The 14,810-nt window shown below is 74.7% G+C and carries 15 protein-coding genes; 8 read left to right on the top strand and 7 right to left on the bottom strand.

Annotated features, from left to right (window positions below; all coding sequences use genetic code 11):
- The 5 genes from H9652_RS19785 to H9652_RS10915 form a co-directional block, all read left to right on the top strand.
- A partial coding sequence (locus tag H9652_RS19785) for an MFS transporter (RefSeq protein WP_225228079.1) occupies positions 1 to 910 on the top strand: 910 nt, incomplete at its 5' end.
- Positions 907 to 1,824, top strand: coding sequence for a siderophore-interacting protein (locus tag H9652_RS10900; protein ID WP_191796263.1), 918 nt, complete (start codon positions 907 to 909; stop codon positions 1,822 to 1,824). The genes H9652_RS19785 and H9652_RS10900, both read left to right, overlap by 4 nt.
- Positions 1,817 to 2,800: a thioesterase II family protein gene (locus H9652_RS10905; RefSeq protein WP_191796264.1), complete on the top strand. Its 984-nt coding sequence runs from the start codon at positions 1,817 to 1,819 to the stop codon at positions 2,798 to 2,800. Before H9652_RS10900 ends, H9652_RS10905 begins: the two co-directional genes overlap by 8 nt.
- On the top strand, positions 2,797 to 3,840 hold the full coding sequence (locus H9652_RS10910; protein WP_191796265.1) for a FecCD family ABC transporter permease: 1,044 nt from the start codon (positions 2,797 to 2,799) through the stop codon (positions 3,838 to 3,840). The genes H9652_RS10905 and H9652_RS10910 overlap by 4 nt, the downstream gene beginning before the upstream one ends.
- Positions 3,837 to 5,000, top strand: a complete 1,164-nt coding sequence (locus H9652_RS10915) for a FecCD family ABC transporter permease (RefSeq protein ID WP_191796266.1) — start codon at positions 3,837 to 3,839, stop codon at positions 4,998 to 5,000. Before H9652_RS10910 ends, H9652_RS10915 begins: the two co-directional genes overlap by 4 nt.
- A 9-nt stretch (positions 5,001 to 5,009) precedes the next feature.
- On the opposite strand, the gene H9652_RS10920 is transcribed toward H9652_RS10915, so the two are convergent.
- From H9652_RS10920 to H9652_RS10945, 6 genes are all read right to left on the bottom strand, one after another.
- Complete coding sequence (locus H9652_RS10920; protein ID WP_191796267.1) at positions 5,010 to 5,933, bottom strand: 4'-phosphopantetheinyl transferase family protein; 924 nt, start codon at positions 5,931 to 5,933, stop codon at positions 5,010 to 5,012.
- Between the two features lie 29 nt (positions 5,934 to 5,962).
- Positions 5,963 to 7,570 (bottom strand): outer membrane protein assembly factor BamB family protein, encoded by a 1,608-nt coding sequence (locus H9652_RS10925; RefSeq protein WP_191796268.1) that lies wholly within the window; start codon positions 7,568 to 7,570, stop codon positions 5,963 to 5,965.
- Positions 7,571 to 7,642: 72 nt separating this feature from the next.
- Complete coding sequence (locus H9652_RS10930) at positions 7,643 to 7,933, bottom strand: WXG100 family type VII secretion target (protein WP_191796269.1); 291 nt, start codon at positions 7,931 to 7,933, stop codon at positions 7,643 to 7,645.
- Between the two features lie 212 nt (positions 7,934 to 8,145).
- Complete coding sequence (locus tag H9652_RS10935) at positions 8,146 to 8,883, bottom strand: HD domain-containing protein (protein WP_191796270.1); 738 nt, start codon at positions 8,881 to 8,883, stop codon at positions 8,146 to 8,148.
- Between the two features lie 62 nt (positions 8,884 to 8,945).
- A complete protein-coding gene (locus H9652_RS10940) occupies positions 8,946 to 10,694 on the bottom strand; it encodes a sensor histidine kinase (protein ID WP_225228081.1) in 1,749 nt (582 codons plus the stop codon).
- Positions 10,691 to 11,440, bottom strand: a complete 750-nt coding sequence (locus H9652_RS10945; RefSeq protein ID WP_030144130.1) for a response regulator transcription factor — start codon at positions 11,438 to 11,440, stop codon at positions 10,691 to 10,693. The genes H9652_RS10940 and H9652_RS10945 overlap by 4 nt, the downstream gene beginning before the upstream one ends.
- Positions 11,441 to 11,608: 168 nt before the next feature.
- Between H9652_RS10945 and H9652_RS10950 the strand changes: the two genes are divergently transcribed.
- Entirely contained in the window at positions 11,609 to 12,808 is a 1,200-nt protein-coding gene (locus tag H9652_RS10950; RefSeq protein ID WP_191796271.1) for a winged helix DNA-binding domain-containing protein, read from the top strand.
- Positions 12,809 to 12,890: 82 nt separating this feature from the next.
- Here the strand turns inward: H9652_RS10950 and H9652_RS10955 are convergent, their stop codons facing one another.
- Positions 12,891 to 13,499, bottom strand: coding sequence for an NYN domain-containing protein (locus tag H9652_RS10955; RefSeq protein ID WP_138822938.1), 609 nt, complete (start codon positions 13,497 to 13,499; stop codon positions 12,891 to 12,893).
- Between the two features lie 145 nt (positions 13,500 to 13,644).
- On the opposite strand from H9652_RS10955, the gene H9652_RS10960 reads away from it, so the two are divergent.
- Positions 13,645 to 14,403: a type 1 glutamine amidotransferase gene (locus H9652_RS10960; protein ID WP_318244117.1), complete on the top strand. Its 759-nt coding sequence runs from the start codon at positions 13,645 to 13,647 to the stop codon at positions 14,401 to 14,403.
- A 61-nt stretch (positions 14,404 to 14,464) separates the two neighbouring features.
- Positions 14,465 to 14,764: a Dabb family protein gene (locus H9652_RS10965; RefSeq protein WP_191796272.1), complete on the top strand. Its 300-nt coding sequence runs from the start codon at positions 14,465 to 14,467 to the stop codon at positions 14,762 to 14,764.
- Positions 14,765 to 14,810: the final 46 nt, after the last annotated feature.

A 14,810-nucleotide genomic window follows, 5' to 3' on the forward strand; every position in this document is an offset into this window, starting at 1 on the left:
GCTCGTCGCGGGGATCGCGATCGCGCACGGCGGGTCGAGCCTCGCGTTCGGGGTCGTGGTCGTCGCCAGCGTCGTGAGCCTGGGCTTCCTGGTACGCCTCCCGGCCCTGCCCCCGGGCGGCGGGGAGGGGGAGCCCGTCGTGCCCGACGGCGCCGGCTCGCCCGAGCGTGACGGCGCACCGCCAGCCGGGGCCGGGACGGCCACGACCACCCGACCCCCGCGTCCGTGGGACGACCTGGCCGAGGGGCTGCGCTTCGTCGCGACCGACCGCGTGATCGGCGGCATCATCCTGCTGGGCTTCGTCCAGATCCTGTTCGCGTCCCCGCACGTGCTCGTCCCCGAGCTGGTCGACAAGCAGCTCGGCGCGGGACCCGAGGTCGTGGGGCTGCTCTTCAGCGCCCCCGCCGTCGGCGCGCTCGTCGCGACGCTCACGAGCGGGTGGACCGGGCGCGTCCGGCGCACGGGCCGCGTCCTGCTGATCGTGTTCGCGGCCTCGGGCGCCGGGGTCGCGATGCTCGGCCTGTCGCAGTCGGTCGTGCTCGCGGTCGTCGCGATGACCCTGGTCGGCGCGGGCGACGTCCTGGGCGAGATCCTGCGGTTCACGCTGCTCTACGAGCGCACGCCCGACCACCTGCGAGGCCGGGTGAGCGCGCTGTGGACCGCGCAGGGCACCGCGGGCGACGCGCTCGGCGGCCCGCTGCTGACCCTGATCGCCCGGACCCTCGGCGCGGGTGGCGCGATCGCCGTGGGCGGGGCGCTCGCGGCCGTCGCCACGGGCCTCGTCGCGCTCGCGGTCCCCGGGCTGCGTCGCGCGGTCACCGAGCCGGACCCGGTCCTCGACGACCCCCACGAACCTTCCCCCCAGCCCGTCGACGCGACCGTCGGCACCACCCGAGGAGAGAACACATGACCAGCACCACGAGCAGGCTCGACACGACCGAGCAGGACACGGCGCCGCAGGCCCCGGCGGGCCCCGTCGAGCAGGTGACTCTCCTGACGCACCCGCTGCGCCCGCGGCTGCTGACGGTCTCGGCCGTCGAGCAGATCGCGGCGCGCATGGTCCGGGTCCGCCTCACCGGCGAGGACCTGGACGACTTCGTGACCGTGGCCCCCGAGGACCACGTCAAGCTCTTCCTGCCGACCGAGCCGGGCGGGACGCCGGAGATGCCGCAGGTGGTCGACGACCGCTGGGTCGGCGGACGCCACCTCACGAGCCGCGACTACACGGTGCGGCACTTCGACCGGGAGGCACGCACGCTCGACATCGACCTCGTGGTGCACGAGCACGGGATCGCGGGGCGGTGGGCGGGGCGGGCCCAGGTCGGCGACCTGGTCGGGGTCCTGGGCCCGCGCGGCTCGTTCCTGGTGAACGACGTGTTCGACTGGTACGTCTTCGCGATCGACGAGACGGCCCTGCCGGCGGCGGCGCGCTGGCTCTCGACGCTGCGCCCCGGGGTCCCCGTCACGGTCTTCGTCGAGGTCCAGGACGCGGGCGACGTGCTGCCGCTCGCGTCGGCCGCGGACGTCGACGTCACGTGGCTCTTCCGCGAGGACCGCGCGCCGGGCACGACGTCGTTGCTCGCCGACGCGGTGCGCGGCACCGAGCTGCCTCCTGGCAGCGGGTTCGTGTGGGTCGCGGGGGAGTCGCTCTCGATCAAGCCGCTGCGCCGCTACCTCAAGAACGAGGTGGGGCTGGGCCGCGACAACTTCGACGTCGACGGGTACTGGCGCAAGGGCGTCGCGGACCACGACCACCACGGCGACGACACCGACGAGGCCGTGCCCGACGCCTCGTCCGAGGCCGATGGCACCCCTCGTGACTGACGGGCGGGCCGACGCGCCCCGCGGCGACCACCTGCGCGTCCTGGCCTCCCCCCCGGGGGCGACGTGGCGGGTCGTGGTGTGCCCGCACGCGGGTGGCGCCGCGAGCTACTACCGGCGGCTCGTCCTCGCCCGCGACCGAGCGATCGACGGGACCCCGGGGAGCCCCAGGGGGTCGTCGGCGCCGTTCGCGTCGGCCCCCGAGGTCGTGGCCGTGCAGTACCCGGGCCGCGAGACGCGCTTCGGCGAGCCGCCCGTGCAGACCATGACCGACCTCCTCGCGGACGTCGCGGGCCCCGTGCGTGCGCTCCTTGCCGACGACGTCCCCACGGTCCTGCTCGGGCACAGCCTCGGAGCGTCGGTCGCGGTCCGCGTCGCGGCCGGCCTCGGGCCGGGGGAGGCCCCGGACCTGCTCGTGGTCTCGGGTCGCGCGGCGCGTGCCGACCGGCCGCGGTCCGGCGGCCGGGACGGGGACGGGAGCGACGTCGTCGAGCCGGGGAGGCTCACCGCGCGCGACGACTCCGCGCTGCGGGCGTGGATCACCGCGCTGGGCGGCACGCCGCCCGAGCTGCTCGCCGACGCCGAGTTCTTCGCGCTGCACGCGCGCGTCCTGCGCGCGGACCTCGCGGTCCACGACTCGCTCGGGACCGCCGCGGCGGGGGAGGCCACGGAGATCACGGTGCCCCTCCTGCTGCTCGCCGGGTCCGACGACGTCGCGTCCCCGCCCGAGGCCGTCGCGCCCTGGGCGGAACGCGCCCGGGCGGGAGTCCGACGGCGGATCGTCGAGGGCGGGCACTTCTTCGTGGGCGACCGTGCACCGGAAGTGGTCGAGGCGTTGCGGGTCGCGCTGACGGCCGTCGCGGCGGGCACCTACGCGGACCACGTCGCCCGCCCGGCTGCCGAGGACCGGTGGGTGTGGTCGCGTGAGATCGTCGCCGCGGACCTGCGGCGGCTCGCGGGCGCGGGGGCGGCGTCGTGAGCGGCACGCTCGCCCAGGTCGCCGCGCCGCGCACGGGACGCCGCCCGGGCGACAGGCTGCCCCTCGTGGGTGGAGCGCTCGTGCTCGCGCTCCTGGGCGCGGTCGCTGCGAGCGTCGCGTTCGGGTCGCAGCCCGTGCCGTTGCCCGACGTGCTCGCGGTCCTGCGTGCGCCGGGCACGAGCGAGGCCTCCGCGATCGTGTGGGACATGCGAGTGCCGCGCACGATCCTGGGGCTGCTCGTCGGGATCGCGCTCGGGGTGGCCGGTGCGCTCACCCAGGCGCACACCCGCAACCCGCTCGCCGACCCCGGCCTGCTGGGCGTGACGTCGGGGGCCGCGTGCGCCGTGGTGCTCGCGATCCACGTCCTCGGGATCACGAGCCCGTCAGGGGCCGTGGGCTTCGCGCTCGTCGGCGCGCTGTGCGCCGGGGGGGTCGTCGTGGTCCTCTCCCAGCGCATCCGCGTCCTCGCGCCGGGCGTCACGCTGGTCCTCACGGGGTCGATCGTCACGGCGCTCCTCGCGTCGATCACGTCGGGGGTGCTGCTGCTCGACCGCACGACCATGGACGTGTTCCGGTTCTGGAGCATCGGGTCGCTCGTGGGGCGCGGCCCCGAGGTCATCTGGACCGTCGCGCCGTTCCTCCTGCTCGGGCTGGTGCTCGCGGTCGTCAACGCGCCGACCCTCGGGGCCCTCGAGATGGGCGACCAGCTCGGTGTCACGCTCGGACGGCACGTCGTGCGCGACCGGGCCGTGGGCCTGCTGGCCGTGACCCTGCTCGCGGGCGCCGCGACGGCCGCGTGCGGGTCGATCGCCTTCGTCGGCCTCGCGGCGACGCACGCCGCGACACGGCTCGGGCTCGGGGGACCCGCCTGGCGTGTCCCGGTCGCCGGACTGTGCGGCGCCGTCCTGGTCCTGGGGGCCGACGTCGTCGGGCGCGTGGCCCCTGCGACCTCCGAGATCCAGGTCGGCATCGTCATCGCGCTCGTCGGTGCGCCGTTGTTCGTCGTCCTCGCCCGTGGCTACCTGGGAGACCGATCGTGACCACCACCCTGCCGGGGAACACCCCGGGGAGCAGGCCGACCGACGAGCTGTCACGGCCGGACCGGGGTGTCCGCGGGCCTGGCTCCGACGACCCGTCGGGCCCCACGGGATGGCGCCCCCTGCTCCGGCGTGCCCTCCGGCCGCTGCACCGCCACCCGGGCAGCCGCAGGCAGGCGCTGGTCGGGGTCGGCCTCGTGGTCCTGCTCCTGGTCCTGCTCGTCGCGTCGATCATGGTGGGCGAGTACGTGCTGCCCGCGGGGGACGTGGTCCGGACCCTGCTCGGCGCCGGGGACCCGGCCGACCGGTTCGTGGTGCTGGGCCTGCGCGCGCCGCGGGCCGCGACCGCGATCGTCGTGGGCTTCGCGCTGGGCGCGGCCGGGGCGATCACGCAGTCGGTGGCCCGCAACCCGCTCGCGAGCCCCGACATCCTGGGCGTCACGGCCGGTGCGACGGCCGCCGCCGTCGCGGCGATCGTGCTCGCGGGCACCGGCGCCATGAGCGGCTTCCTGGTCACCGCCGGCCTGCCGGTCGTCGCCGTCCTGGGCGGGCTCGTCGCGACCGCCCTCGTGTGCCTGCTCGCATGGCGCGGTGGGATCGAGGGGTACCGGCTGGTGCTCGTGGGGCTCGGGGTCAACGCCGGGGCGTCGGCGATCACGTCGTGGATGCTGGTGCGCGCCGAGCTGCCCGACCTCAACGCGGCCCTCATCTGGATGACCGGGAGCCTCAACCGGGCGAGCTTCGAGATCGCGGGGCCCGTCGCGGTGGTGGTCGTGGTCACGGTCGTGGTCAGCGCGCTCTCGACCCGGTGGCTCGCGATCCTGCGCTTCGACTCGCGCGTGATCGTGGGGCTGGGCGTGCGACGGTCGGCGGCCCAGCTGCTGCAGATCGCCCTGGCCGTGGTCCTGGCGGCCGCCGCGACCGCGGCGGCCGGGCCCGTCCCGTTCGTCGCGTTCGTCGCACCGCAGATCGCGTGGCGGGCGCTCGCAGCGCAGGGGCCGCCGCCGCTCGGCGCGGGACTCGTGGGGGCGTGCGTGGTGCTCGCCGCGGACCTCGGGGCGCGCTCGCTGCCCGTGGACCTGCCGGTGGGAGTGGTGACCTCGGCGGTCGGGGCGCCGTTCCTGCTGTGGCTGCTGCTGCGCGAGAGCAGGGAGGTCCGCTGAGCGCCCTGCTCAGGGCTGGTCGAGCGTGGTCCGCGCGGTGATGCCGTGCCGGGCGAGGAGCGCGGTCCCGTCGGTCACCCGGACGCTCCCGAGCGCGACGGGGCCGCGGGCCGAGCGGAGCGCGACGGCCGCGAGGTAGGTCGCGCCCTCGCCCCCGCCCGCCGACGGTGACGTCCCGGACCGCCGAGGGTGACCCTCCCGACCGCCGAGGGTGACGGCCTTGCCTGTCGAGGGTGACGGCCACGCCGCCGGGAGCTCGAGGTCCCGGACGGCGAGCCGGTCGGGAGCCGGGAGGAGCCCTCCGCTGTGCACGACGCGGGCCGGCCGGTCCGCACGGGACAGGAGGAGGTCGTCGCGCGGGGCGAGGAGCCCCGTGCCGACCGCCTTGAGCACGGCCTCGCGGCGGACCCACGACCGGGTGAACGACTCGGCGTCCCACCCGTCGGCCGGCCGCTCGCCTGCGGGCACGGCGTCGAGCAGGTCGGCGAGGTGGGCGCGCGCAGGGGCCGTGGACTCGACGTCCACGCCGACGTCCACCCCCGCCCCGACGTCCACCGCCGCCCCGGGAACCGCCGCGGAAGCGGCACCGGGCAGCGGCGGACCCGCCGGATCGACGACGGCGACGAGCACCCAGGATCCGGCGTGCGCGATCGAGAACGACGGCCCCGGGCCGACGTACGGTCGGCCGGGGGCCGCGCCCTCCCGCGCCCCGAGCCGGATGTCGACGTCCTCGGGAGCCTGGTGCAGCCGCTCCCCGAGGACGGCCCGGGTCAGGAGCCGTCCCGTGACGAACCGGTCGTGATCGACAGGCCGACGGAATCTCGAGGCCTTGACCGCCTCGTCGGCCGACAGCCAGGCCGCCTGGCCCGGCAGGCAGGGGGTCGGCGGCGTGCACCAGATCGTGACGCTCGCGGTCAGGAGGGACGTCGGCACACCTGTCACCCTAGGTCGTCGGGGCGGGGTCACCCCACCCTGCTCACCGAGTCCTGGGTGAGCCGGAGCAGCGCACCGTGGTAGCCGATCAGTCCCTCGTTCGTGGTGCTCTCGCCGGTCCACAGCACGTCACCCGTCGCCAGGTCGTGTCCCGTGCTCCGGGGCGCCCCGTCGGAGCCGTAGGCGAGGACGACCACCTGGGAGCCGTCGGTCACCGCACCGGACGGGTAGACCGAGTCCACTCCGGGCACGGTCCACAGCCTGCGGCCCGTGCTCGGGTCGAGCGCGGTCACGCCGTTCGCACCGTCGTCGACGACCATGACGGCGCCCGTGTGCACGAACAACGTGCTCGCGTACGTCGAGACCTCCCAGAGCTCCTCGCCCTCGGGCGTGAACGCGGCCAGGCCGCTCAGGGTGTCGACGAAGATCGTGCTCTCGCCCGTCCCGTCGGTGGCGGACGGGCGGAGGATCTGCCCGGTGACGTCCCACGACGGTGAGCCCGTGCGGTCGAGCACGGTCGTGTGCGTGGTCGTCTGGTCGAACCTGGCCGCGGTCGTCGCCGTCAAGGGCTCGACCTGGTCGTCCGGGGAGGCCGGGTCGTCCAGGCGGTCACCGCCCGCGTCGAACGACGCGCTGACGCCGCAACCGTCGACCTGGACGACGTGGCCCGTCGTCCAGGCGGTCACCTGGTCGAGCATCAGCACGGGCTCGGTCCCGTCGCCGCGCCCTTGACACTCCCAGGCCTCGTCCGGCGCGACGAACGGCACCTGGTTCTCCCAGAGCACGTCTCCCGAGAGCGCGTCCTGCAGGGTCACGACGACGCCGCGTCCGCCGGGCACGTCGACGAAGGTCGGGGACCCGTTCTCGCTCCAGACCTCGCGCCGGCCGACCGGCGGACCGACGGGTCCGTCGCGGCGGACGGTCACGACCGTGCTGCCGGGCCCGACGGCGTAGCCCGACGCCTCGTCGACCGCGCCGAGGTCCCTGCGCCCCGTGGTCCGCCCGTCCGGGTCCAGGGCCGTGACCGTCATGGCCTCCGGGGTGCCTGACAGGCACAGCAGGGGGCCGTCGTCCACGGCGAACGGCTGCCAGAAGGTGCTCCGACCGCAGATCGCCTGGGGGCCGACCGTCGCCTCCCACACGTCCTGCCCGGTCAGGACGTCGACGGCGGTCACGGTCTCGTCGGTACCGTCGGCGTCTCGGTGGAGGAGCATCCCGCCCCAGGGCGTCCAGACCTGATCGGCCAGGTCTCTCGACCAGATCTCCTGCGGCGGTCCCGTGAAGGGCAGCACTCCGCCCTCGTTCGCGACGAGGCGCTCCTGGGTGCGCCGCTCCTCGATCTGGCCGCCGACCGCGAGCCCACCGGGCACGAGGGCCAGGACACCGGCAGCAGCGGCCCACGGCCACCAGCGCTTCCTGCCCGACGGCGCGTCCCCGACCCCGGGGGCTGCGGCGCCCGGGGTGTCACGGGAGCGGCCGGCACCGGACGCACCGCCAGCGGTGACGATCGACTCGTCGGACCCGGCAGCCTCCGCGCCCTCGGTCCGGCCTGCGGGCACCGAGAGATCGTCGTCCAGGTCCTCGACGACCTCGAAGGACACCGTGCGAGAGGCGGCGGACTGTCGACGGCGCGGCATGGAGCGGATCCTAGCGGCCCCGGGGGCGCGCCCCCCGCGCCGCCGGGAGCCCGTCAGCGGAGCAACAGCCCGTCAGCGCAGGAACAACCTCGAGGCCTGCGCCTCGGCGTCCGCGTACGTCTGGGCGGCGGAGCCCAGCGCGGTCGTGATCGAGTCGAGCGCGGTCTCGACGTGCACCTGCGCGCCCTGCCACTCGGCCATGACGCCCGCGAACGCCGTGGCAGCGCCGCCCTGCCAGCTCGCCTGGAGGTCCTGGAGGTTGCGCATCATGACCCCGACCTCGGCACGGATGGCCGTGACCGACCCTCCGACCGCGGCGCTCGCCTGCGCGACCCGTGCACTGTCGACCTCGTACCTGCTCATGCCGTCCTGCCTCTCACCGAGCCTGCGGGGCACCGGCCGGCGCCCTGCCCCGGGGCGCGGTGCGCGACCGGGTGAGCAGGACGCTAGGGCCGAGCGGCGCCGTCGGGCAGGGGCACCCCCCGCGCTGTGGGCGCGGCGTCAGGACGCGTGCCTGTGCACGGCTCGTCGCCGTGAGGCAGCACGGCCGACGACTCAGTGCGACGCAGAACGACTCAGGACGGCGAGGGTGCGACGAGCGCCGGCGGGGCCGACGCGTCGAGCTTCTTCTGCTCCTTGCGCAGACGCTGCAGCTCGGCGTCCAGGTTCTGCCGTGCGGGCTCCTCCCACGCGGCACCCAGCGGGCTCGAGAACAGGCTGCGCCGGTCGAGCAGCTTGGTGATGATCGCGGTGCGCGCCCGCAGGTAGTCGGCGAGCGGGATGTGCGCGTACTCGTCGCGCACGTCCTTGAGGTACTCCTTGTACCGCTGCGGCTCGGCCGCGAGCATCGCGAGGTCTGCGTCGCACAGCACGGCGCAGTCGAAGTCCGTAGGGTCCGGCGCGTGGCGCACGAGGGCGTTGACGAGGAACGCGACGCGGCGGCACGCCTTCTCCGGGACGCCCAGCCCGGACAGCTGCTCGAACGCGAGCGCGGCGCTCGCGCTCTCGTCCTCGCCGCCCTTGTTGGCGTACGCGGCCTTGCGGGCCGCGTCGAAGATCGCGCCGTGGTACCAGGCCGCGAGGCGGACCACGTCGGCGTCGTGCGTCTCCTCCGCGAGCTCGTCGACCCGTCCCAGGACGTCGGCGAGGTGGCGCAGGTTGTGGAAGTGGCGGTCCGGCTGGTTCCAGCGCTCGAGGAGTCCTTCGCCGACGGCGAGGATCTCCTCGGTGGGGGCTGTGGCCCCGGCGCCCTTGCAGCTACGGGTCCAGGAGGTGAGCAACCACTGCGGTGCGTCAGAGGTGGTGACGCCCATGAGATCAGCCTTCTTCGATGCGGGAACAGGATGCGTCGTCGAGCGCAGATGCTCCTCCGAGCCTACGTCCGATCCGTCGACGACCCGCCATCGTAGCCCTGTGTCGGGAGTTCCACACGAACCGTGAGGCCACCGCCCTGCGTGGGTGCCACGGAGATGTGCCCGTGGTGCGCCCCGACGATGGCCGCGACGATCGCCATGCCCAGCCCGGAGCCCCCCGAGGCGCGGTTGCGGGAGGAGTCCGCGCGGTAGAACCGCTCGAACACGTGGGCCGCCTGCTCGGGCGTGATGCCCGGTCCGTGGTCGCGGACCTCGAGGACCCCGACGGGCGCGCCCCCGCCGTCCTGGACCTGCGTCCCGAGCGCGATCTCCACGGGGGTCCCGGCCGGGGTGTGCTGCGACACGTTGCCGATGAGGTTGGCGAGCACCTGCCGCAGACGGTCCTCGTCGCCGATCACGGTGAGGTCCCGGGGCGCGTCCCCGGAGGCGTCCCTCAGGTCCACGAGGCGCACCTCGCGCGTCGGGTCCAGGGCGTGCAGGTCGCCCGCGGAGTCGCGGGCCAGGGCCGCGAGGTTCACGGGCTCGTGACGGATGGGACGGCCCTCGTCGAGACGGGCGAGCGCGAGGAGGTCGTTGACGAGCGTGCCCATGCGGGACGCGGAGTCCTCGATGCGGCGCATCGTGTCGTCCATCTGCTCGGGCGTCGTCAGGGCGCCCATGCGGTAGAGCTCGCCGTAGCCGCGCACGGTCGCGAGCGGGGTCCGCAGCTCGTGGCTCGCGTCCGAGACGAAGCGCCGCATCCGGGCCTCCGAGGCCTCCGAGGCCGCGAACGCCCGCTCGATGTGGTTGAGCATGATGTTGAGCGACGCGGCGAGCGAACCGACCTCGGTCGTGGGTGGGGCCGGCCGGATGCGCCGCGTCAGGTCGCCACCGGCGATGTCGGCGGCGGCCTCCTCGATCTCGCGCAGCGGCTTCAGGGCGCGCTGGACGGCGACGAGCGCGATCGCACCGCCGACGAGCGAGATCGCGAGGGCACTGATCGCGAGGGTCCACCCGAGGAACCTCACGGTGTCGTGGATCCCGGCCAGCGGCAGGGCGACGAACGCGGTCGAGCCGTCGGCGTCGACGAGCGGCATGACGCGCCACTGCGTGGGGTCGGTCGGGACGAGGAGCCCGCTCCGCTGGGGCGGCACCGTGAACGGGCCGTCGATGCGTTTCACCTCGTCGAGCGACAGCGCGGGGATGTCGGGCAGCCCGTACTTCAGCGCTGTCCTCGCGAAGTAGCGCGGCCAGGTCACCCCGTTCGAGAACCTGTAGAGGATGTAGTAGTCGCTGGGAAGCCCGGTCGGGTTCTGGCTGAACTGGCTGTCCGGGTCGGCCGCGACGTCCACGGAGGTCGCCTTGAGCTGGTCGTCGACCTGCCGGACGAGGTAGTTCGACACGAACACGCTGGTCGCGACCGCCGCGACCCCGAGCCCGGCCGCGAGCAGCAGCATGATGATCGCGACGAGCCGCGTGCGCAGCGGGATGCGAGCGAACCAGCCCCAGTCCTTCGTGGCCACGGGTCTGCCGTACGGGCGGGGCTCGTCGGGCGGCGGCACGGGCGGCAGGTGCTGCTCGGTCGCTGCGCCGTCGGCCTCGGTGCCCGACGACGCAGCCTGCGCCCCAGGACGCACCGCACCCGGGGCGGGGCGCGCCGAGGAGGCGCGCGGGGTCGTCGGGCCGGGCGGTGGCGGGACGGGAGGCAGCGCGCCCGGGGCGCCCGGCGCTCCGCCCGGACCGCCGGGCGACGAGGACGAGGGCGTGCTCATGACCGGCGGGTGCTCCCGGACTCCGGGGGAGTGCGCAGCAGGTACCCGACGCCGCGCTTGGTGTGGATGAGCGGCTGGACGGGCTCCTCGGTACCGTCCGGCCCGGTCACCGTGAGGTTGTCGATCTTGCGACGCAGGTACGAGATGTAGGACTCGACGATGTTGGCGTCCCCGCCCCAGTCGTACTGCCAGACGTGGTCGAGGATCTGTGCCTTCGACAGCACGCGGCCCGCGTTGAGCATGAGGTAGCGCAGCAGCTTGAACTCGGTGGGGGACAGGTCCACGACCTGCCCCGCGCGGCGGACCTCGTGCGAGTCCTCGTCGAGCTCGAGGTCCGCGAAGCGCAGCACCGCGGTGTCCTCGGGCTCGGCGTGCGTGCGACGCAGCACCGCACGGATGCGGGCCACGACCTCCTCGAGGCTGAACGGCTTGGTCACGTAGTCGTCCCCGCCGACGGTGAGGCCCGTGACCTTGTCCTGCGTGTCGTCGCGCGCCGTGAGGAACAGGACAGGCGTGTGCTGGCCCGTGGCGCGCATGCGACGCGTCACGGTGAACCCGTCCATGTCCGGGAGCATGACGTCGAGCACCACGAGGTCCGGCTCGACCTCACGCACGAGCTTGAGCGCGCTCGTGCCGTCCGCGGCCGCGTAGACCTCGAATCCGGCGAAACGCAGGGACGTGGACAGCAGCTCGCGGATGTTGGGCTCGTCGTCGACCACGACCAGCCGTGCCTCGGGTTCGCTCATGGTTCCAGTGTGCGACCGAACCCTGGGAGTCGCCTGGGCGGCAGCGGTGCGGTGCACGGCGGGCCGCGCCGAGACGCGTGGTGCCAGCCCGTGTCGGCGGACGATGGTTGCATGGGCCTGCACGCACCGGGCCCGGGCCGTGCGCGGACGACCAGGACGAGGACCAGGATGCGCATCACCGACCACGACCGCAGGGCGCGACTCGTCGCGCACCAGCTCGACCTCGGGGCGACCGGGCCACGCCCCGTGACCACGGTCGAGGGCGTCGTCGACCGGCTCGTCGCCCTCCATGCGACCGACGCCCCCAGCGTCTACCTCTCGGTCCTCGCGCGCGTCCCCGGCCTGCGCGTCGAGGACGTGCAGGCCGCCCTGTACGAGCGGCGCTCCCTCGTGCGCGTCCTCGCGATGCGCCGCACCCTGTTCGTCGTGGCGCGCGACCTGGTGCCCGTCGTCCACGCGGGGGCGAGCGCCGGCGTCGGGCGGCGGCTGCGTGCCAGGCTCCTCAAGGAGCTCGCGACGATCCCCACCGACCCGCCCGTCGAGGACGCCGGACGCTTCCTCGCAGGGGCCGAGGAGCAGGTCCACGACGCCCTCGCGGAGCACGGGCCCCTCACGGGAGCACAGCTCTCGGCCCGGGCCCCCGTGCTGCGGACCGCGTTCCTGCCGACCACGACCAGGTCGTGGGACGTGCGGCGCTCGCTGACGTCCCCGCTGCTGTCGCTGCTGTCCGCGGAGGGGCGGATCGTCCGGGGCGAACCGACCGGCGGGTGGTCCTCCAACCGCTTCCTGTGGCGCCCCGTCGAGGACTGGCTGCCGGGCGGTATCCCCGAGCTCGACGAGGCCGAGGCCCGGGTGCGGCTCGCGTCCGCATGGCTCGAGTCCTTCGGCCCCGCGACCGTCGCGGACCTCCAGTGGTGGACCGGCTGGAACCTGGGGCAGGCCCGGGCCGCGCTCGCCGCGCTCGACGTGCGCGAGGTCGAGCTCGACGGCGTCGGGGCCGGCGTCGCGCTGCGGTCGAGCGACCTGGCACCCGCCCCGGGCGCCGCCGCCGGTCACGTGGCGCTGCTGCCCTCGCTCGACCCGACGGCCATGGGCTGGAAGCACCGCGACTGGTACCTCGGCCCGCACCGCGAGCAGCTCTTCGACACCGCGGGGAACATCGGTGCGACCGTCTGGTGGGAGGGCCGCATCGTCGGAGCCTGGGCGGTGCGGACCGACGGCTCGCCCGCGGTGCGCCTGCTCGAGGACGTCGGGACGGACGCCGCCGCGGCCGTCGACGCCGAGGCCGAGCGGATCACCGGGCTGCTCGACGGCGGCGGCGTGACGGCGTCGTTCCCCACGCCGCTGTACCGCGAGCTGCGGGGCTGAGCGCTCCCTGACAGGCCGGAGACGCGAAGAGGGCGGGACCGCGCGCCGTGCGCGGCCCCGCCCTCCCGGGCTCCGAGGAGGCTCAGAGGTAGCGCAGCGGGTCGAACTCGTCGAGCGGGATGATCCGGACGCGCGGCAGGACCGTGGTGAACGCGCCCACGTTGTCCTCGAGGTCGTGGAAGCTCAGGCCGCGCGACGCGAGCTCCGAGAAGCGCGAGTTCACGAACTCGCGGAAGCACAGCAGCCCCACGCGGCGGTCGCCGTCCTCGAGGAGGTCCTCGACCTGCGGGATGAAGTCGCCGTCGTGGCTCGCGAGGAGCACGTCGCCGGGGCGGTCCTGGAGCGCCTCGAGGGTGCGCTGGATACCGATGTCGACGACCTTCTCGGAGCTCGACCCGGCCAGGGGGATGGGGCGGTAGCCCATCGCGAGCAGCGCCTGGACGAACGCCATGGGCATCTGGCCCGACGACGCGTTGAGGAAGAACAGGGGCGTGACGTCCTGGCCCCACAGGTTCGCCGCGAAGTCGACGATGCGGTCCCAGCGGGGGCGCTCCTCGGGGTTGGGTCGGTGGCCCAGGACGCTCATCCCGAGCGTCGCGTCGATGTTCTCCCCGTCGACGATCAGGTAGGTGCGGCGCCTGGCCTCACCCTGCGTGCTGACGAGGCCGTTCGACGTGCTGGAGTCCGACATGGGGTCCAGCCTATCCGTCGCGGTGGCCCGGGCAGGCCGTCCGGGCGGGGGCCGCGGCCGCCGGTCGGCGCGCCCCTGACACGGATCTTGCCGAGGCGTGGGCGCGGTTTGCATGTGAACCCCAGGTTGCGAGTACCTTTCAGCGGTGAACCTCCAGCTTCTCGACCCGGTCCGGATCACGGTCGTCCAGAACTCCCCGGACGTCACCCTGGACATCTTCGCGGACCGGCTCGGCCCCGACGTCCGCCTCGTGCGGCCCTTCGTGGGCGACGCTCTGCCGGACCTCGCGGACCTGGGTGACGGCCTCGTGGTCCTGGGCGGGCAGATGTCCGCCTACGACGACGAGGTGGCCCCCTGGCTTCCCGCGCTGCGCGACCTCCTGAGCGCCGCGGTGCTCGCCGCGGTGCCGACGCTCGGCGTGTGCCTCGGTGCCCAGCTCCTCGCGGTCGCGGGCGGCGGTCACGTGCAGGTCGCGGCCCCTCCCGGGCGCGAGGTCGGTCTGACGCGGGTGTTCTGGAGGACGGGGGCGGAGGTGGACCCGGTCCTCGGTCCGTTGGCCCGCGCCGCGGCGGGGACGGGCAAGCGGGCCCGCTCGCTCACGCTCAGCATGCACGCCGACGCGATCATCGACCTGCCCGAGGGCGCCACCTGGCTCGGCATGTCCGACATGTACCCGTACCAGGCCTTCCGGCTCGGCTCGGCGCTGGGCGTGCAGTTCCACCCCGAGGCGACGCTCGACACGATCCGCCGGTGGGCCGCGGACCACGGCGACGTGGACACCGAGAACGTCCTCGCCGAGGCGGCGCCGTTCGAAGGCGAGGTCCTGGAGACTGGCCGCGTCCTCGCGGAGTCGTTCCTCGCCGTCGTGCACGACGACGTCGCTCGGCGGGGCGTGCGGGCGTAGGTCCTGCGTCGGGCTGCGTGTCCGCCGATCGCTACCGGGCGGTCGGTGGGAGGGTGTCGGCATGATCCGACACACCGTCGCCTTCCGCCTGCGCCACCCCGAGGGGTCCGCCGCCGAGGCCGCCTTCCTGACCGACGCCCGCGTCCTGGCGCAGATCCCCGGCGTCGAGAGGTTCGAGCAGCTGCGCCAGACGAGCGCGAAGAACGCGTTCACGTTCGGCTTCTCGATGGAGTTCGCCGACGCCGACGCCTACGCGGCCTACGACGCGCACCCGGACCACCGGGCGTTCGTCGCCGGCCGCTGGGTGCCCGAGGTCGAGGACTTCCTGGAGATCGACTACGAGCCGCTGCCGGCGGGCTGAGCGGCGCGCTCGACACGGTCTGCTGACACGGCGGGGGGGGGGGGGG

This window comes from Oerskovia rustica, assembly GCF_014836555.1.
In the GTDB taxonomy this organism is placed as follows: domain Bacteria; phylum Actinomycetota; class Actinomycetes; order Actinomycetales; family Cellulomonadaceae; genus Oerskovia; species Oerskovia rustica.